Below are 19,369 nucleotides of genomic sequence, written 5' to 3'. Positions count from 1 at the left end.
GGAGCGCGGTGGCGTCATGATGGCGCCGCGTTAGGCTGAACCGATGCCGCCACGCAGATCACAGAGCGGTAGGGGTCGGGAGCAATTGAATGATAATAAACGAAAAAACGGCGTTCCAGGATCAGGGTACGCTTGATGACGACTTGCTGTGCGGGGTCGGACAGCTTGTCTGCGCTTGGGGTCTGCTGGAACAGCGGCTGGAACAGAAAATCGGCATATTGCGCGAAGCGGCGGGCGATGTACGGACCATAGGATCGCGGACTCGCCCCGGCATGGCCAAGCTGCTGGCGGAATTACGCGCGATGGTGTCGATGCGGGACCGCCGCAATGCTACCGTTCTAGGGGAAATCGCTGCGCTGGAACGCGATATTCAACGGATCGATCGATTTCGGAGCCTGATCGTGTCGGGGTTTCAGGGGCCGGAGCCGCAGGGTTTTGCCTGCCGCGACCATCGGAATGCGCATGTTCATGTCTCGTTCGACCAGCTTGGCGCCGAAATCGCGCAACTGGGTCGCATCGGGGAACGGCTGCTGACACTTTAGTCGGCGGCGGCTGTTCCCACCGGCGCGCGCACGCCTGCGCGCCCGCGTCGCGTCAGTTCCGCCTTCAGATCTTCGGGTTTGGGCGCCACCAGAAAGCCGAAGCTCACCGTACCTTCTTTGGTCTCCACCGCGTGGTGCAACCGGTGCGCCTGCACGATCCGCTTCATATATTTGGAGCGCGGGACATAACGATGCGCCACTCGGCGATGCACGATAATATCATGAAAGCCCAGATAGATCATGCCATAGGCCGTAATTCCCGCGCCTACCGCCGTTGCCCAATTCCCCCAGCCGAATTGCACGCCCCCCAGCAACAGTACGATTGCAGGCCCCGCAAAGATCACGAAATAGGCGTCGTTCAGTTCCCAATTCCCCAAGCGGGGGCGATGATGGCTCTTGTGCAGGAACCAGCCCACGCCATGCATGACCCAGCGGTGCATGACATAGGCAAAGACTTCCATCCCCGCGACAGTCGCCAGAAACAGCAGGATCAAAGCAAGGGGCGCGCTAAACATGCAGCCCATATAGCGATCCGTTGCGGATATCTGAATAAGTAACATGCACAGGCCATAAAAAAGGGTCGCGATCCCCCCGGATTGCGACCCTCTCTTTATATCGAAGAAGCGTCTATCAGAACGCGACGCCGATCGAACCGACAACACCCGCCTTGCTGGCGTTGCGGCCCGTTGGCGTGATGAAATCGTCGTCGGTGTCGACATAGCTGACACCGAACGTCAGATGGTTCCAAGTGTAGCTCGCGCCAACGCTCCAGTCGGTATATTCCTTACCGATCGTCAGATAGCTCGGCCCAAAGCTGTGACCCAGATGCGCCGACAGGCTGACCGGTGTGTTGGGAATGCCTGCTCCCAGGTCGAGCGCCGTGTACAGATTGTCTTCCTTCTTGAAGACGCTGCCGGTACCGACGGGGAAGGTGAGGCCGATGGCGTTTTGCTTGGGTGCATAAGCTGCCGAAACCTTGGCGCTGAGCGGACCGAAGGTGTGCGATACGGCAACATAGGGTTCAACGAAGTCGGAATTCATGCCGCCCGAACCGGGATAGTAATAATACAGCACGCCGAGGTCGAGCTTGGTGCCGTTGAAATCCTTGGCCCAGCCGGCGATCAGATCGATTTCCTGGTCGCTGCCCGCAGCAACATAATCGTCGATCGAGGAACCCCAAACCGTCGCGTAGAAGCCCGATTCATGGGCAATCGTGAAAGTACCCTGCACGGCAAAGCGCTTGTCGGTCTGCGAAATGCCGCGGAAGCGATAATCGCTGACGACCGTCGCACCGCCGGTCACGGTGACGGCAGGCGCAGGCTCATCCTGAGCAAGGGCCGGAGCGGCAATGGATGACAAAAGGACGGCCGTCAGGCCGACAATGGACTTGCGCATATTCTATCCCCTTATGGATCTTTGCGGTCGTCCCACCTGCGCTATGGCCCTTATCTCTCTATCCGGGCGGATGGCACCGGATGGGATAAGGTAGCCGTAACGCTTTTCAGATGCCGATCTATGTGGCACTGCACAAGAAGATTATGTCTGGATATGTCTGTTTGTTACTAGAATGTTGCTGTCATGCAACAAGTGGCGCAACGCCTTTGCGTCACATCGTGGAGCGCCAGCGCATCAGCCCTGCTTGAAGATCGGCAATCAAATCGGCAGGATCTTCCAGTCCGATATTCAGGCGAATGGCGAGGCCATCGGCCTTCCACTGTGTTGCACTGCGATAGCGGTGGGGATCGACGGGCAAAGCGAGGCTTTCGAACCCGCCCCAGCTATAGCCGATACCGAAATGCACAAGGCCATCAATCAATGCCGCGCGCGCCTTGTCTGCTTTGGCGTCGGTGCCGCCCGCCAAAACGAAGGTGAACAGACCGCTCGATCCGGTGAAATCACGCTTCCAAAGATCATGGCCCGGGCAGCCGGGGAGTGCGGGATGCAACACTTGCGCTACGTCGGGTTGTTCGGACAACCACTGCGCCACGGCCAGCGCATTCGCCTGATGCTGGGCCAGCCTTACGCCCAATGTGCGCAGCCCGCGCGATGCGAGCCACGCATCGTCAGGGCTGGTCATCTGCCCGAACAATTGCGCGCTGCTCCGCACCATTTCCCATGTCGCGGCATTGGCGGTGACCGAGCCGATCATCACGTCGCTATGGCCCACGATATATTTGGTGCAGGCTAGAATCGCCATATCGACGCCATGCTGCAACGGCTGGAAATAGAGCGACGTTGCCCAGGTGTTGTCCATCATCGTCACGATGTCGCGCGCCTTTGCCACTGCGACGATGGCGGGCACATCCTGCACTTCGAACGTCAGGCTGCCGGGGCTTTCCAGAAAGATCGCGCGCGTCCGCTCCGTGCACAGTTCGGCTATGCCCCCGCCGATGGTCGGATCGTAATAGATTGTCTCGACGCCGAAGGGCTTGAGCACCTTTTCGCAAAAGGCGCGCGTGGGATCATAGGCACTGTCGACCATCAGCAGTTCATCGCCCGGCCGCAACACACCCATCAGCGCGCAGGCAATCGCCGCGACACCTGAGGGAAACAGCGCCGTGGCATGGGCGCCCGGTTCCAGCGACGTCAGCGCATCGGCCAGCGACCAGGCGGTCGGCGTACCCTTGCGGCCGTAGAACAGCCGTTCATGCGTATTGCTCAATGCCGCGCGCAGATGCGCAACGTCATCATATAATATGGTCGACGCCCGCCACACCGGCGGATTGACGATCCCGCCGGGTTGGCCGGGCATCCCGGTCCATTCCGCCTTGCGCCCTGCCTGAACGACCTTGGTCGAAGGACGCCGGGTATCTTCGTTGTCGTCGCTCACGCCGGGCCTGTCGCCTTGGGCATGGTGGGGTCGGCACCCCACTCGCTCCAGCTTCCGTCATATAGTGAGATGTCGGTCTTCCCCAGCAGATGCGCGGCGAAGAGCACGTCCGCTGCCGTAACGCCGCTGCCGCAACTGACGATCAGCGGCTTATCCAGGTTAACGCCCGCTTCGTGGAAGAGCCCGCGCAATTCATGCCCGCGTTTCCAGCTACCATCGGCATTGAACAACCGGCTGTAGGGCAGGCACACCGATCCGGGTATGTGGCCTGACGCCATGCCGGCACGCGGCTCCGGGTCTTCGCCGGTGAAGCGGCTCATCGACCGTGCATCGACGACCTGCGCCTTTTTGCCGGCGATGTTCGCCAGCACGTCCGCCTTGGTCACAACGGTCGTGTTGTCTTTCCACACGGTGAAGTGACGATGGCGCGTCTTGGGCTTGCCGCTTTCCAGGTCCCGCTTCTCCGCGATCCATTTCTGGATGCCGCCGTCCAGAATCGCCACCTTGTGCGCACCGAAGACATGGAACATCCACCACGCCCGCGCCGATGTGCGGAGCGGGCTGTTGTCGTAGATGACGATGCGGCTGCCGTCGCCCAGACCCAGCGCCGCCATGCGGCTGGCGAATTTTTCGGGCGGCGGCAACATGCCGGGGCGCGGATCATTGGGGTCGGACAGTTCGGGCAGGTTCAGGAAGAACGCGCCGGGAATGTGTCCGGCATCATATTCCGCCTGCGGATCGCGGTCGCTACCGGGCAGGAACAGCGTCGCGTCGACGATGCGCAAATCCGACGCGCCCATTTCGTTCGCAAGCCAATCGGTCGAAACCAGCAATTCCATATGTCAAACCCTCCATCGACTGGTTCTTTAGGGGGAAGGAGCCAGACTGTCGAGAAAGGCCGACGCGCTATCGCGCAAGGCCTGTTTGTCCGCCTCGGCCATCTTTTCCCACGTACGATACGGCATGGCGAGCCGCTGATTGTTGCGCAGCTTGCCCACGTTGCGGTCAAGGAAATGCCAATAAAGCGCATTGAACGGGCAGGCGTCCGGCCCTGTGCGCTGCTTCACCGAATAACGGCACGACCCGCAATAATCGGACATGCGGTCGATATAGGCCCCGCCCGAACAATAGGGCTTGGACGCCAATATGCCGCCATCGGCAAACTGGCTCATGCCCAGCGTATTCGGCAGTTCCACCCATTCATAGGCATCGGCATAGACTTCCAGATACCAGCGATGCACCGCCGCCGGGTCGGCGCCGATCAGCAGCGCGAAATTGCCGGTTATCATCAACCTCTGGATGTGATGGGCGTAAGCATGGTCGATGGTCTGGCCGATGGCCTGTGAGAGGCAATGCATCGCCGTCTTGCCCGTCCAGTAGAAATCCGGCAGCGGGCGATGCGCGTCCAAATGGTTGCGCGTGACGTAATCCGGCCCCTCGCGCCAGTATATGCCGCGTACATATTCACGCCAGCCGATGATTTGGCGGATGAACCCCTCGGCGCTATTGAGCGGCACCTTCCCCTCGCGGTACCGCGCTTCGACTTCGCGACACAGGTGCAACGGATCGAGCAGTCCGACATTGATATAGGGCGACAGGATCGAGTGCCACAGATACGGCTCCCCTGTCAGCATCGCATCCTGATAATCGCCGAATTGCGGCAGGGCATGGTCCAGGAACGCAGTCTGTGCCGTCAGCGCATCCTCCCGCGTCGTCGCAAAGGCGAATGTCTCAAGGCTCCCGATATTATTGGGAAAGCGTGCCGTCACCATGTCCAATACCGCGCGCGTAACTGCATCGGGCGCAAAGCGCGGAGGCTGCGGCGCGAACAGAGACCGGGCGGCAGGCTTGCGATTCTCCGCATCGTAATTCCATTTGCCGCCTTCAGGCTTGTCGCCATCCATCAGCAGGCCAGTCTTGCGCCGCATCTCGCGATAGAAAAATTCCATCCGCAACTGCTTCTTGCCCGCGGCCCAGGTGTCGAACTCCGCATGGGTCGCCAGAAAGCGCGTATCGAGCCGGATATCGACCGGAAGGGCAAAGCGTGTCGCCCACGCCTCCAGCATAGCCTGCACCCGCCATTCTCCCGCTTCGGTGACAACAATGGCGTCCGGCTTATGGCGTTCGATGGCACCCGCTACTTCGCCGGTAAAGCTGCCGCTGTTTGCCGGATCGTCCAGCGTCACATAATCGACCGTCCATCCCGCGTCGCGCAGCGTCTGCACATGATGCCGCATGGCCGACAGGATGAACGCGATCTTCGCCCGGTGATGGGCGACATAGGCTGTCTCGTCCGCCACCTCCATCATCAGGATGACGGACCGCGCCGGGTCCATCCCATCGAGCGATGCGATGTCGAAACTCAACTGGTCGCCCAGCAAGGGAATCAATGTCTTAGCCGTCGCGCTCATAGTTGACGCGTCGGGTTAAGCACGGGTTGCGTCAAGCGGGGATCGTCACCTGTGCCGGACGACTGCCCACGGTGCGGAACTGGCGCGGTCCCTGATCCAGGCGGAACGGTCCCATCTTCGCGCGCGGGGGCGTGCTTTCCTGCCCGACGATGAATGCGCCGCGCCCCAGCTCGTCGCCGTCGAGCGAAATCACCTTGAACGCGACGACGGGGATCAGCAGCGCACGCCCTTCGACTTGAATGGGCACGATCCTGTCGAGCCGCAATTCGCCATCGACGGCGATCTCCGTGCCCGACACCAAATGCGCGATCCGATGCGCCTCGGGCGCAAAGGCATCGTCGAAGAACGCCGCCAGCGATTGCGCATGCTGCGCATCGGCATTGGTCATGAACGCCGCAACCGCCAGCCCATCCAGCGCCGCGCCGCTGCCGTTCCGCAGCGTCAGTCGATATCCCACCTGCGCACCGACCATCGACGTGCGCACCTGAACCGGCGCAAACTCCAGTGCAATGGGCGACGTAGCCGAAACGGCGTGCACAACTGCGGGCGGTGGCGGCGGCGGGGTGCGTACGGGAGGTGGCGGCGGCACGGACTTGGCGCGCTGCACTGGCGGAACGCGCGGCGGTGGGGGTGCCACCACGGGCGCAACGTCTGGCTCCTCGACTTTCCGATTGCTCCTGCGCCAGATGAAAAACCCAGCCAGCAGAACAAGGACGATGCCGCCCGCAACCCACGGCAGGACACTCGACGTCTCGGTCGCCACCTCCGGCCTGTCCGTGACTGCGGGCGTTACCGCTGTATTGGTCGGCGCTGTTTCGACCGGTGTAGTCTCCACGGGCGTCGCCGCTTCCTGCGTCGGGGCTGGCACCGTCTCCTGAGGCGTGGGTTCCTTAGCTTGTCGCGCTGCCGGTGCCATAGCGCGCGGCGTGGTGACTGTAGGTGCGACAACTGGCGGCGCAACTGTGGCCGTCACCGGCGGCGGCGTTTCCTGCGCAGGCGTCGTGGTCGTCTGCGGACCAATCTCCGGCCCAGCACGCTCAGGTGCTTTGGGCCGATTGGGGTCGCGCGACGGGTCCAGTCGGAAATCCTGCAACGGCGGCGGCGCGCTATTATCCTGCGCCAACACCATAACCGGTGTCGTCGCGACCAGTGCTGCCAGCACGATATGCCTGATTGTCCCCATGTCTTCCTGTCAAAGCTGCGTCGCGCGTGAATGCCCGATGAACCATATAGGGTGTCGGCAAGGGAATGACATCAGCCGTGCGATGGCGTAGATGGACAGCCATGCAACCGATCCATCTGGGCCAGACCAGCGCCCTTCCCGCGACGCCGGAAGAAGCGGTCCTCGATTACGTCCCCAATCCGCGTGCGGGCTCCACCTATCTCGTGCGCTTCGCCGTACCGGAATTCACCTCGCTCTGCCCGGTCACGGGTCAGCCGGATTTCGCGCATCTGGTGATCGATTATGCTCCCGGCGAAACCATCGTCGAATCGAAATCCTTGAAGCTCTTCCTTGGCAGTTTCCGCAATCATGCCGCGTTCCATGAGGATTGCACCGTCGGCATCGGCCAGCGCCTGTTCGACGAGATGAAGCCGCTCTGGCTGCGCATCGGCGGCTACTGGTATCCGCGCGGCGGCATACCCATCGACGTATTCTGGCAATCGGGTGAGCCGCCCAAGGGGCTTTGGCTCCCGTCTCAGGATGTGCCGGGCTATCGCGGCAGAGGGTGACGTAGGGGTAAAGACGCCGCTGGCATTTTCGCGCGACTTACACTAATGTCAGCACATGACCTCAGCCGTTCACCACCACAACATTGCCGTGCTGCCCGAAGACATCGATTTCATGGGCCACGTCAATAATGCCCATTATTTGAAGTGGGTACAGGAAGCGGTGGTCGCCCATTGGGAAAAAATTGCGCCCCCCGCTGCCGTCGCAGAGCATCTGTGGGTCGCGCTCAAGCATGAGATAACCTATCGCAAACCTGCCTTTCTGGACGATCCCATCATCGCAACGGTGATCGTGGAAAAGGTGCAGGGCGCGCGGGCCTTCTACGAAACGCTTATCAAGCGTGGCGAAGAGGTGCTGGCCGAAGTCAAATCGAGCTGGTGCTGCCTCGATTCGGTCACCTTGCGCCCCGCGCGCATTGCACAGGATATCGCGGAACGGTTTCTGCCGAAGGGCTAAGGCGCGTTATTTCAGGCCCAGCGCCTTTACGATATCGTCCCACGCCACCAGCTTGAAATTCTGCGCGGCGGCGGCGTTGTGGCCATCCTGCGCAATGAACAATCCGCCGGGATAATTCGGCCCGAAGTCACCGAGCATCAGGTCGATGCCGTCGGTCTCCTCCGATCCGCCAATCGCGCCGTCGACGATACGGAACCGCCCGACATAGCTGTCGTCGGCCAGCCGATAGACCGCATAGGCATTGTCCCCCTGACTCGACACGATCACATAGCCGTCCCGTTCGCCCACAGGTGCAATCGCTACGCCTTCGGCATCGGCCACGATATTGCGATTGTCGGCCGCCGCGATCCTCACCGGCGTCGTCGATCCGTTCGCAGTGGCATCGAAGCGCCACAGCCCGACATCTTCCTCCGCCACATAAAGCCGCCCGGTCCGCTCATCGACGGCGCAGCCTTCGGACTGTGTGCCGAGTTTCAGCGTCCGCACGATCCGCCCCGTCGGCGTCGCGCCGGACGCATCGATGGCGACCTGATTGATCGTCCCATCCTTCGCCACCATGAACGCATAGAGCGCGTCGGCCGCTTGATAGAAGCACACGCCATAGGCTTCCCCGGCCCCTGCATCGACTTTACCCAGCGGCGCCAGCTTCGCGGTCGCCGGGTCGAGCCGGAACAGCGCCAGCTTGGCATTGGTCAGATCGTTGCGGTCACTCGCCGCCACCAATATGCCCGGCGCGCCATTGATCGTCACAGTATCGCGCAGGTCGATGTTATTGACAGCGCCGGCATTGGAGAAGTCGCGGACCTTGCCATCCAGCCCATAGACATAGACGCCCGCTTTCTTGTCCGTGCCTACGATCAGGCTCTCTGCAGGATTGGCGGCATTGCGCCAGATCGCCGGATCGTCAGCCGCATCGGCATTGGTCGTGCCCACCGGCACCGTCTCCCCCCGTGCCTGTACCGAAACGGCGGGCGCGGCATTGGCGATGCGGACTTCGACCGGGATCTCGGTCGGCGCGCAGGCGGATAGCGCCACACTCGCCACCGCCATTGCTATCATCGATCCGCGCAACCGCCGCAGTGTCGCTGCCGTCATAACCATGCCCCCAAATATCGTCGAAGCGGTTCGTGACGCCGGGTTGTTTCACAATGATGACGACTTTGCGTCGATGCCCATGAAATATGTCATCAATTGGAAATGAAACGTCATCGATCTGTCATCATGACGACGCTGTGCTGTAAATCGCATTGCATATGGCCCCGCTCACGAACGTAGTAGTTTCGAATGGGGGAAATCTGATGACAAAGACAACGGGAAGCGCGCATCTGCGCGCATCCGTAGCTACGCGCGCCATTGTGGCCGTCGGTCTTGCACTTATTGCCACGCCGCTTCAGGCACAGGATGTCGCACCAACCGCCGCGGATGAAAGCGGCGAAGGCGATGTTATTGTCGTCAACGGTACGCGCCCGATTGCGGAGTCCGAATCTGCCGCATTGGTAGTGCAGCGTAACTCGGACTCGCTTGTTGCCGTGGCGGCATCCGACTCGGTGGGTCGCCTGCCTGACCAGAACATTGCACAGGCCGCCGGTCGTCTTCCCGGTGTCGCGGTGCAGCGGGATCAGGGTCAGGCACGCTATATCAGCTTGCGCGGCGCGCCGATCAACTGGACGACATTGTCGATCGACGGCATCGCCATCGTCAGCCCCGAAGGGCGCGACACGCGCTATGACAGTATTCCATCGGCCATTGCGTCGCAGATCATCGTGCGCAAGGCGGTGACGCCTGACATGACCGGCGAAACGGTGGCAGGTAACGTCGACGTAAAGACGCGTTCGGCCTTCGACTACACGGGCTTCCATATCGCGGGCAAGCTGGGCGGCGGCTATGTCGAACTCGGCAAGCGGCAGGAATATGAAGGGCAATTGGTCGTTTCGAACCGCTGGGATACCGGCATCGGCGAGATCGGTCTGCTGGCCTCTGGCAGCTACTATCAGCGCGACATGATCACCGATAATTTCGAGACAGATTGGGAACAGGTATCGCAAGACGTTCAGCCAGGCGCTGCCGATCGCATCTGGGCGAAGGAAACTGAAAACAAGCTGTATCGCCTGACGCGCAAAAACTATTCCTATTCCGGTCGCCTGGATTGGAAACCGAGTGCAGATCATCGCATCTTCGTGGAATCGATCTTCACGACGTTCACCGACGACGAAGCGCGCGACAACTATATCTTCGATCTTGACGACAAGCAGAGCGACAACAAAACGACTGCCGGTTGCACCATCACCCCGTCGACCAGCGCAACGACCAGCGGTTATGCCGATCTCTGCATCGGCAATACCCCGCTCAAGGGAACGGTGTACGGAATCGACATCAACCAGCGCGCAACGCTACGTGCGTTCGAACAGTCGATCTTCACCAATACGTTGGGCGGCGACCATGAATTTGGCGAAGGATGGAAACTGGGCTGGCGCCTGAATTACACCCGCGCCAAGGATGATCGCTCTGTCGTAGGCGAAGCCCGCTATGAGAGTCCCTCGACGCGCACGGCACGTCCCACGGTCGCCTACGATCTGTCCGACCCGCAGCTTGCCAAGGTGCAGTTGTTCCGTACCCTCAGCGGCGGCGGCCGTTTCAGCGCGGGCGCGCCGGTGACCAACATAGACGATTTCGCGCGTCCCTTGACGTCGCTGACATCCAGCGATTTTGTCGATATTACCAAAGCCTATACCGCTAAATTCGATCTTAGCCGCGACATGGCGATGTTGGGTGGCGAAGGAACGATCACCATCGGCGGTCGCTTCGACCAGCGCACAAAGGAAGCGAACGAAGCGCAGTTGTCGATCAACGCGACGCAGGCTGCCGCGCTGGGGATTAGCAGCACCTTCCTGCCGGACTCGCTCGACACCCCGTTCAAAGGTAAAATCCCGCTGGGCTACACCTTCCGCTATTTCGATATGGCCAAAATGCGGGCCAATGTCGAAAAGGCAAAGACCGTCGCGACATACAACACGCTGTACGGCAATTTCTACAACGTCCGTGAGCAGGTCTATTCGGCTTACGTTATGGGCCGGGTTGCGTATGACTGGGGCAGCATCCTGGGCGGCGCACGTATCGAGCATATCAAGAACCGTGGACAAGCCTTCGTCAACGGCAGCGCTGCCACACCCATCCAAGTCGAAAACGATTTGACGCTGGTTTATCCCAGCCTGCACTTCAATTTCGATGTGGCCACCGACAAGAAGCTGCGGCTGTCGTTCAATTCCGGCGCGGCGCGTCCCGATTACGATCAATTGCGGCCGAACTTCACGTTCAACGATTCCAACCTTACCGTTTCGGGTGGTAACCCTGATGCTAAGCCGGAGCGGGCCTTCGGTGTCGATGGCTATTTCGAATGGTATGTCCAGCCGCAAGGCTATGTGATGGTCGGTGCTTTCTACAAGAAGGTCAAAGACGTCCTGTTCGACGACAGCCGCACCTTTAACTCCGATGTGTTGAACAGCGGTACCGTCGATCGCTCACAATATCTTTTCAGCACCATCGTCAACGGTGGCGATGGCTACATCTACGGCGCGGAAGCTGCGGTACAACAGCAACTTGAACCCTATACTCAGAGCCTCGGCCTGCCAGACTGGATGGGCGGCTTCGGTATCTCGGCCAATGTGACCTTCAACAAGAGCAGTGCAACCGCGCCGAATGGCAGCAAATTTTCGCTACCCGGCACATCGGACGTCGTTTACAATATCGGCGGCTATTATGAGAAATATGGCCTCTCGATGCGCCTTAACTATCAAAAGCGCACGGCATGGCTCGATTCGCTGGGGGCAGCCGCCGACGGCGGGGCACAATATTGGGCGGCCGACGACGAAATGGATTTCTCGATCCGTTACGCCATCACACCGAATTTTGAAATCTACGCTGACGCTTCGAACCTGCTCAATCAGCCGGGTCGCCGTTATGTTCAGTCGTCGAAATATACCATTGAATGGGAACGCTTCGGTCGGCGCTACACCGGCGGCGTCCGGTTCAACTTCTGATCGCGCAATTACCGCGTAAACTGCAGTGAAAGGCCATAGCGTGAGAGAGTAAGGCTCTCTCCCGCTATCGTCAGTGTCGAATAGCCGAATTGCTGATCGCGATTGTTCGGATCGTTGGAGATATAGCGTTCGGGCATCAGTTGTATGCCATCGCCACTGATCTGCCACCGCCCTTCGGCTGCCTCATCCAGCGCGCCATAGCTCAGCGCAAAACTAAAATGCCCATCGGCACGCAATTCCAATTGTGCGGCCAGCTCCATCTGCCCGCCGTCGTACAAACCAACCCATTTTTGCGCCGCTGCAATCCGCTGCGGTGCGTTTGTAGTCTTCGACTCATCGCGGGCGGCAACCAGGGCAAAGGCAGAAAGCATCATGCAGATCCGCGCGATCACTTAAACAGCCCGCCCAATATTCCGCGAACCAGTCGCCCGGCGATCCCTCCCGACGTGGACTTGCGGCTCGATCCGCCGAACACCGCCTTGCTCAGTTCATTGGCGACCTGACGCCCCACAGTTGACGCGGCGGAACGGGTGGCGGACTGGACGGCCTTGCCCAGAACCGAGGGCTTGGCCGCTTCACGCGCAGCGGCGGCATCGGCGCGGGCCTGTTCCTTAAGCTGCTGCTCTCGCTGCTTCGCTTCGACTTTGGCTTGCGCTGCGGCCGCCTTGTCCGACTCCGCCTGCGCCTTGGCAGCAGTGGCCGCAGCAGCAGCCGCATTACCGCGCGCCGCCAATATCTCCTCGGCGGATTCTCGGTCCACCGCATCGTCATATTTGCCCGACACTGGCGAGATCGACTGGATGATCGCGCGTTCCTTCGGCGTCACCGGGCCCAGCCGTGAGCGCGGCGGCGCGATCAACGTTCGCTGCACGATGGACGGCGATCCATCCTCCTGCAACACCGACACCAACGCCTCGCCCGTCTTCAACTCCGTGATGGCCGTCGCAATGTCGAGGTCGGGATTGATCCGGAACGTCTCCGCCGCGGCCTTGATCGCTTTCTGGTCGCGCGGGGTGAAGGCGCGCAGCGCATGTTGCACCCTGTTGCCCAACTGGCCCGCCACCTCTTCGGGAATATCGATCGGGTTCTGCGTGATGAAATAGACGCCCACGCCCTTCGACCGGATCAGCCGCACGACCTGCTCAATCTTGTCGGTCAGCGCCTTGGGCGCGTCATCGAACAATAGATGCGCTTCGTCGAAGAAGAACACGAGCACCGGCTTTTCCGGATCGCCGACTTCGGGCAGCGTCTCGAACAGTTCGGACAGCAACCACAGCAGGAACGTCGAATAGAGCTTCGGGCTTTGCATCAGCTTGTCGGCGGCCAGCACGTTGATGTAGCCGCGCCCCTGCTCGTCGGTTTTCAGGAAATCGTGGATGTCGAGCGCAGGCTCACCGAAGAAATGCGCGCCCCCTTGGCTGTCGAGTTGCAGCAATTGCCGCTGGATCGTCCCCACACTGGCCTTGGTCACATTGCCATATTTGGCCGACAGCATATCGGCATTCTCCGCGCAATACGCGAGCATCGCCTGCAAATCGCCCAGATCGAGCAGCAACAACCCTTCCTCATCGGCATAGCGAAAAGCAATGGAGAGTACGCCTTCCTGCGTCTCGTTGAGGTTCATCAACCGGGCGAGCAGCAGCGGCCCCATCTCGCTGATCGTCGTGCGGATCGGATGCCCCTGTTCGCCATACAGATCCCAGAAGATCGCCGGGTTGTCGGAATAGGCGTAGTTTTCCAGCCCGATTTCCTGCGCCCGCGCCACCAGCTTATCGGCATTTTTGAACGTCGGCGATCCGGCCATCGATATGCCCGACAAATCGCCTTTCACGTCAGAAACGAACACCGGCACGCCCGCTGCGGAAAATCCTTCGGCAATCCCCTGCAAGGTCACGGTCTTGCCCGTGCCGGTTGCACCCGCGATCAGCCCATGTCGGTTGGCGCGTTTCAGGTTGAGCGATTGCGGGATGCCGCCGGACGCATTGGGGGCCAGCCCCAGAAAAATACCGTCACTCATGAAAAACTCCCCATCCAGCGCATTCCCGCAGATTAGCCGTGAGAGGCGATCATGGGAAGGCCGGACGGGGAGCCGGAAACCGTGTGATTACGCGACTACTTGTCGCGCAAGCGGATTCCGATGAACGTAGCGGGCTGGCCGCGGCGCAGCACCTGCAACAGCACGGCGTTGCGCCCTGCTGCGGTCACCTGTGCGATGGCGGCCTTCAGATCGGCTTCGCTCAGCGTCGGGCGATTATTGGCCGACAGGATGATGTCGCCCCGGCGCAGACCCTTCGATCCCGCATCGGTCGATGGATCAACGGTCGTGATGACGACACCGCGCGTATCCGCCGCAACGCCCAGTTGGCGCGCGATGGCGGCGGTCAGTGGCGTGACGGCGACGCCCAGGCTCTGCTGCGCCGCTGCGCCTGTATCGGGCTGATCCTGCGGATTGTTGAAGTCGTCATCGCCCTGCTGCGCAAAGGCATTCAACTGGTCTTCGGGCGGACGCTCTGCAACCACTGCCGTCACTGTCTGGCGTTGACCGTTACGGATCAGCTCGATGGGCACGCGCGATCCGATGGGCAGGTTGGCGACGATGAAGGACAATGTCTCATCCGGCGTCACTTCGCGATTGTTGACCTTCACGATGACATCGCCAGCCTTGATCCCGGCCTTGTCCGCGCCCTGACCCGGCTCGACACCCTGTATGAACTCACCGCGATTCTTGGCGAGGCCCAGCGAATCGGCAATGTCTTCGGACAGCGGCGTGATCTGCACGCCCAGATAGCCGCGCTTGACGCTCTGCCCCTTGCGCAGCGTTTCGATGACCGGAACGGCCTGTTCCGAGGGAATCGAAAAGCCGATGCCGACATTGCCACCCGAAGGCGACAGAATCTGGCTGTTGATGCCGATGACGTTGCCGTTCATGTCGAACATCGGGCCGCCGGAGTTGCCCTGATTGATCGAAGCGTCCGTCTGCAGGAAGCGGTCGCTGCCGCCGCCGGTGTTGCGATGCACGGCAGAAATAATGCCTGCTGTCACTGTACCGCCCAGACCGAAGGGATTGCCGATGGCAATCACCCAGTCGCCTACGCGCGCCTTGGTGCTGTCACCGAACTTCACGAACGGCAGCGGCTTTTTGGGTTCGATCTTCAACACCGCCAGATCGCTCGCCACATCGCGGCCCACCAGCTTGGCAGTATATTCCTCACGATTGGTCAGCGTCACAGTGATGCTGTCGATGGTGGCGCCTTCTGCGCCCGGTGCCACCACGTGATTGTTGGTGACGACATAGCCGTCCGCCGAAATGATGAAGCCCGATCCCAGCGATTGCGCCTGCCGTGTCTGCGGCGCCCCCCCCGGTGCACCGAACATCTCGCCAAAGGGCGTTCCGGCGAACGGATTCTGCACCTTCACGCGCTGTTTGGTCGATATATTGACAACCGCAGGCTGCAATTTCTCCACCATGTCGGCGAAGCTGACCGGCGCACCGCGCGGCGCAGCGGCTTGCATGCCTTCATTCTGGGCGGTTTGTGCGCCGAGGGGCTGGTTGGACGTAACGGCAATGGCAGTGCCGCCCAGCAACAAGGCTCCGGTAATGGCATAAGCGTAACGCACGAATGAATGTCCTCTCATGACTTCATGGAAAAAGTGGGGACCGAAGGAATGCCTGCGATGCCTCGTCTTTCCTTAACCCACATTGAATGACCTACGTTCCCGGCGGGGGCTGGAAACGCAGGATAATCGCTATTTACCGCGGAACTCCCGCAGGAAGTCGTTGTCGGGCGACAATATGACCGATGTCTGGCCGCTACGCGACGGATCGAACGTGTAGCGATAGCTTTGCATGGCGCGGTAGAAATCGTAGAAATTCGGGTCCTTCCCAAAGCTCTCGGCATAGACGCGCGCGGCGCTCGCATCAGCTTCGGCGCGAATGATCTGCGCCTGCTTGGCCCCTTGCGCACGGATCGTCAGCGCTTCCTGCTCGCGCGCGGTCCGCATCCGCTGAAACGCGCTTTCCAGTGGCGCGCCATCGGGCAGGTCCGCGCGCTTGATCCGCACATCCACGATCTCAGCGCCATATTGGCGTGCCACGCGATTGAGGCCCGCTTCGATGTTCTGCATCACCTGGCCCCGCTCGGGGCTGAGCAACGCCGCGAAAGGCCGCTTGCCCAGTTCGTTGCGCAGCGCCGATCCTAGAATCGGGCGCAATGCTTCGGACACGCGATCTTCGCTGCCGGCCGAAATATACATGCGCAGCGGATCGACGATGCGATAGCGGGCAAAGGCATCGACCTGCAGACGCAACTGATCGGTGGACAGCACCTGCTGGCGCTCCATTTCAACCGACAGCACGCGCTTGTCGATCCACACGATCTGCTCGGCAAAGGGCAGGCGCGCGATGATGCCAGCGCCCGTGTAACCGAACTGCTCATTGGGGCGATAGCGATTGACGATCCGCACCGGCTCGCCAAAGCGCACGATCACAGCCTGCCGGGTTTCCGGCACGATGGAAATCGTACTGCCCAGCAGCAGCAGGAGCGCAATGGCGACTAGCGCGAAGGCGATGGGGTTTTTCATGATGGAGGGCATTATCGCGTTCCCTGCTGAGCAGGCACAGCGCCTGCGGTTGCGGGCGGGGTCACCGCGCGGCGCTTGATTTCGGGAAGCGGCAGATAGGGCGTTACATTGCCGGTCTCGACAATCGTCTTGTCCAGATTACCCAGCACCTGCTCCATCGTTTCATAATACATGCGGCGGCGAGTCACTTCGGGCGACAGCTTATATTGCTCATAGGTCTTGTCGAACTGCGCGGCTTCACCCTGCGCACGGGCGGTCTGCTGCTGCGCATAGGCGCGGGCCTGATTGAGATCGGTCTGGGCTGCCTGCTGCGCCGCCGACACGCCCTTGAACGCATCGTTGACTGCCGATGGCGGATCGGCCTGCTTGATGGCGACACCCTGCACCCGCACGCCGGAACGATAGGTGTCGAGGATTTCCTGCATCCGCTGCTCGACCTGCTGCTCGATGCCGGTACGGCCTGCGCCCAGTGCTTCGTCCAGGCTGACGCTGGCGACGACCGAGCGCATGGCGCTTTCAGCGACTTCGCGGATTGCGCTGTCCGGGTCGGACAATTGGAACATGTAAAGTTCCGGCTTGCTGATGTTCCAGCGTACCGAATAAGCGAGGTCGATGATGTTCTGATCGCCCGTCAGCATCAGGTTTTCGGCTTCCGCGCTGGTCGATCCGATATCGATGGTGCGGATTTCCTCGACATCGACCGTCTGCACGGTTTCCAGCGGCGCGGGCAAAGTGATGCTGATGCCCGGCGACAATGTGCGGCTATATTTGCCCAGCATCATCGCGACGCCGCGTTCCTGCGGTCCGACACGATGGATGCAGGTCAGCGCCAGCCATATTAGCACGATCAGGCCGATGCCGATGGGCCACAAAGGCTTGCCGTCTGGGCGCTGCGGCATCCCGCCAAAGCCGCCACCACCGCCGCCGCCGAAACTTTCGCGGCCCTTGCGGAACAGTTCTTCTATCGCGGAGGGACCACGTCCCTGCTGCGGGCGGTTGCCGCCGGTCGGCTGGGTCCACGGATTGCGCGGGCCGTCATTGCCGCCGCCTTCGCCGCCGCCTGAGCTTCCGCCCCCACCACTGCCGCCATCCTTATTGCCCCATGGACCTTGAACCATTGCGGCGATCGATCGCGGCATCCACCCGAATTTTCTACTCATGCAACCTGTATAGGTAGCCAATGACGGGAAAAACAGTGCCTTTGCGCCTATATTCGATTATGCGCCCTCGCTTATGACCGATGCAACCCCCGATATGACGGCCATTGCCGACCGCCTTGCCCTCGTGACCAAGGGTCGCGCCAGCGCACCACGTCTGAAAGAGGGTGTGCTGACCCTCGTTCTGGACGTGACCGGATTGTCGGGCGACCAGCGCACGGTGATGGAAGCCGCTGTCCGCGCGGAAATGCGCGACGTGCCCGATATTACGCAGGTGCGCGTCGCCATGACCGCCGAAAAGAAGACGCTGCGGATCATCGCCGTCGGATCGGGCAAGGGCGGCGTCGGCAAATCGACGCTCTCAGCCAATCTCGCCGTCGCGCTGCATCGGCTGGGGCATAAGGTCGGGCTGGTCGATGCTGACATCTACGGCCCGTCGCAACCGCGACTGATGGGCAGCGAAGGGCAAAAGCCGACGGCTGAAGAAAAGCATCTCATCCCGATCATGAGCCGCTGGGGCGTACCGATGCTCTCGATGGGGCATCTGGTCGATCCGGGGCAGGCGATCGCATGGCGCGGCCCGATGGCGGGTAATGCGCTCGGCCAGTTGCTCGACGCCAAGTGGGACGGGATCGATACGCTGATCGTCGATCTGCCCCCCGGCACCGGCGATGTGCAGCTTTCGATGATCTCCAAGCACAAGCCTGCAGGTGCGATCATCGTCTCCACGCCGCAGGATCTGGCCCTGATCGACGCGACTCGCGCCGTCAGCCTGTTCGAACAGGCCAATGTGCCCCTTATCGGTCTGGTGGAAAATATGGCGGGTTATATCTGCCCCCATTGCGGCGAATCCTCCGATCCCTTCGGACAGGGCGGCGCGGAAGCCGCCGCTGCGCACATGGGTATGCCGTTCCTTGGTCGCATCCCCCTTACCATCGCCATCCGCAGCGCATCCGACGCGGGCCTGCCCCCCGCTGCGGGCGAAGATAGCGAAGCCGCACCCTTCCTCGCCGTCGCCCAGAAACTGGCCGAATGGCTCGCCCGCTAAAAATCCAACAGGGCAGCCAGGGTAGCGCATATGCGCGACCTTAGAGAAGTTACGCTTCCCCCGGAACGTCCCGGCCGCTGCTGCGTCCTATGCGTACAAGGAGACTTCTTATGCCGCTCACGTCCGACGCCGACATCGCCACGCTGCTCAACGAGACGCGCACCATCGCTCTGGTCGGCGCATCCGACCGTCCCGACCGCCCAAGCTATGGTGTGATGAAAGTGCTACAGGATCACGGCTACCGCGTCCTCCCCGTCAATCCGCAGATCGCGGGCGAACATATCCACGGCGAGTTCGTGTGGAACGGCCTTGCCGACATCGGCGTCCCCATCGACATGGTCGACATCTTCCGCAACAGCGCAGCGGCAGGCGAAGTCGTCGACGATGCCATTGCGGCAGGCGCCAAGGCAATCTGGATGCAGCTTGGCGTCGTCAATGAAGACGCCGCCGCCCGCGCCGAAGCTGCCGGGCTGAAGGTCGTCATGGACCATTGCCCCGCCATAGAGATCCGCCGTCTCGCTTTGTCCCCCATAACGCCAGCGGAATAAGCCATTACCCGCTTCCCTCGCGTCTTCGCC

Annotated in this window: 18 protein-coding genes; 6 read left to right on the top strand and 12 right to left on the bottom strand. The window is 61.1% G+C overall.

Annotation, left to right across the window (positions count from 1 at the left end):
- Positions 1-89: 89 nt before the first annotated feature.
- Positions 90-542, top strand: coding sequence for a hypothetical protein (locus tag QMG56_RS13965; protein WP_281822920.1), 453 nt, complete (start codon positions 90-92; stop codon positions 540-542).
- Here the strand turns inward: QMG56_RS13965 and QMG56_RS13960 are convergent.
- The 6 genes from QMG56_RS13960 to QMG56_RS13935 form a co-directional block, all read right to left on the bottom strand.
- The gene (locus QMG56_RS13960) at positions 539-1,057 is read right to left on the bottom strand and encodes a sterol desaturase family protein (RefSeq protein ID WP_281822919.1); all 519 of its coding nucleotides are present in this window, start codon (positions 1,055-1,057) and stop codon (positions 539-541) included. The genes QMG56_RS13965 and QMG56_RS13960 overlap by 4 nt on opposite strands.
- 115 nt (positions 1,058-1,172) lie before the next feature.
- A complete protein-coding gene (locus QMG56_RS13955; RefSeq protein ID WP_281822918.1) occupies positions 1,173-1,937 on the bottom strand; it encodes a TorF family putative porin in 765 nt (254 codons plus the stop codon).
- Between the two features lie 211 nt (positions 1,938-2,148).
- Positions 2,149-3,372 carry a cystathionine beta-lyase gene (gene metC, locus QMG56_RS13950; RefSeq protein WP_281822917.1) on the bottom strand — a complete coding sequence of 408 codons (1,224 nt, stop codon included), beginning with the start codon at positions 3,370-3,372 and terminating at the stop codon, positions 2,149-2,151.
- A complete protein-coding gene (gene sseA, locus QMG56_RS13945; protein ID WP_281822916.1) occupies positions 3,369-4,211 on the bottom strand; it encodes a 3-mercaptopyruvate sulfurtransferase in 843 nt (280 codons plus the stop codon). The genes metC and sseA overlap by 4 nt, the downstream gene beginning before the upstream one ends.
- 27 nt (positions 4,212-4,238) lie before the next feature.
- Positions 4,239-5,783 (bottom strand): cryptochrome/photolyase family protein, encoded by a 1,545-nt coding sequence (locus tag QMG56_RS13940; RefSeq protein ID WP_281822915.1) that lies wholly within the window; start codon positions 5,781-5,783, stop codon positions 4,239-4,241.
- A gap of 31 nt (positions 5,784-5,814) precedes the next feature.
- Positions 5,815-6,966: a hypothetical protein gene (locus tag QMG56_RS13935; RefSeq protein WP_281822914.1), complete on the bottom strand. Its 1,152-nt coding sequence runs from the start codon at positions 6,964-6,966 to the stop codon at positions 5,815-5,817.
- A gap of 101 nt (positions 6,967-7,067) precedes the next feature.
- Here QMG56_RS13935 and queF point away from each other — a divergent pair, with 101 nt between their 5' ends.
- Positions 7,068-7,514, top strand: coding sequence for a preQ(1) synthase (gene queF, locus QMG56_RS13930; protein WP_230186291.1), 447 nt, complete (start codon positions 7,068-7,070; stop codon positions 7,512-7,514).
- Between the two features lie 55 nt (positions 7,515-7,569).
- Positions 7,570-7,968 carry a thioesterase family protein gene (locus QMG56_RS13925; protein ID WP_230186290.1) on the top strand — a complete coding sequence of 133 codons (399 nt, stop codon included), beginning with the start codon at positions 7,570-7,572 and terminating at the stop codon, positions 7,966-7,968.
- A gap of 6 nt (positions 7,969-7,974) precedes the next feature.
- On the opposite strand, the gene QMG56_RS13920 is transcribed toward QMG56_RS13925, so the two are convergent.
- Complete coding sequence (locus QMG56_RS13920; protein ID WP_375713704.1) at positions 7,975-9,027, bottom strand: phytase; 1,053 nt, start codon at positions 9,025-9,027, stop codon at positions 7,975-7,977.
- A gap of 239 nt (positions 9,028-9,266) precedes the next feature.
- Between QMG56_RS13920 and QMG56_RS13915 the strand changes: the two genes are divergently transcribed.
- Positions 9,267-12,005, top strand: coding sequence for a TonB-dependent receptor (locus QMG56_RS13915; protein ID WP_281822913.1), 2,739 nt, complete (start codon positions 9,267-9,269; stop codon positions 12,003-12,005).
- Between the two features lie 8 nt (positions 12,006-12,013).
- On the opposite strand, the gene QMG56_RS13910 is transcribed toward QMG56_RS13915, so the two are convergent.
- From QMG56_RS13910 to hflK, 5 genes are all read right to left on the bottom strand, one after another.
- Positions 12,014-12,379 (bottom strand): hypothetical protein, encoded by a 366-nt coding sequence (locus tag QMG56_RS13910; RefSeq protein WP_281822912.1) that lies wholly within the window; start codon positions 12,377-12,379, stop codon positions 12,014-12,016.
- Between the two features lie 14 nt (positions 12,380-12,393).
- The gene (locus QMG56_RS13905; protein ID WP_281822911.1) at positions 12,394-14,022 is read right to left on the bottom strand and encodes a helicase HerA-like domain-containing protein; all 1,629 of its coding nucleotides are present in this window, start codon (positions 14,020-14,022) and stop codon (positions 12,394-12,396) included.
- Positions 14,023-14,117: 95 nt separating this feature from the next.
- Positions 14,118-15,623 (bottom strand): Do family serine endopeptidase, encoded by a 1,506-nt coding sequence (locus tag QMG56_RS13900; protein ID WP_230186285.1) that lies wholly within the window; start codon positions 15,621-15,623, stop codon positions 14,118-14,120.
- A 129-nt stretch (positions 15,624-15,752) separates the two neighbouring features.
- Positions 15,753-16,598 carry a protease modulator HflC gene (gene hflC / locus QMG56_RS13895; RefSeq protein WP_230186284.1) on the bottom strand — a complete coding sequence of 282 codons (846 nt, stop codon included), beginning with the start codon at positions 16,596-16,598 and terminating at the stop codon, positions 15,753-15,755.
- Positions 16,598-17,746: a protease modulator HflK gene (gene hflK, locus QMG56_RS13890; protein WP_281822910.1), complete on the bottom strand. Its 1,149-nt coding sequence runs from the start codon at positions 17,744-17,746 to the stop codon at positions 16,598-16,600. Before hflK ends, hflC begins: the two co-directional genes overlap by 1 nt.
- Before the next feature lie 283 nt (positions 17,747-18,029).
- Here hflK and QMG56_RS13885 point away from each other — a divergent pair, with 283 nt between their 5' ends.
- Positions 18,030-18,791: an Mrp/NBP35 family ATP-binding protein gene (locus QMG56_RS13885; RefSeq protein ID WP_281823039.1), complete on the top strand. Its 762-nt coding sequence runs from the start codon at positions 18,030-18,032 to the stop codon at positions 18,789-18,791.
- Positions 18,792-18,901: 110 nt separating this feature from the next.
- Complete coding sequence (locus tag QMG56_RS13880) at positions 18,902-19,339, top strand: CoA-binding protein (RefSeq protein ID WP_281822909.1); 438 nt, start codon at positions 18,902-18,904, stop codon at positions 19,337-19,339.
- The last annotated feature ends 30 nt before the right edge of the window (positions 19,340-19,369 follow it).

It is taken from the genome of Sphingobium sp. BS19, assembly GCF_027925545.1.
In the GTDB taxonomy this organism is placed as follows: Bacteria; Pseudomonadota; Alphaproteobacteria; order Sphingomonadales; family Sphingomonadaceae; genus Sphingobium.
This window is presented reverse-complemented; position numbering and strand designations above follow the sequence as displayed.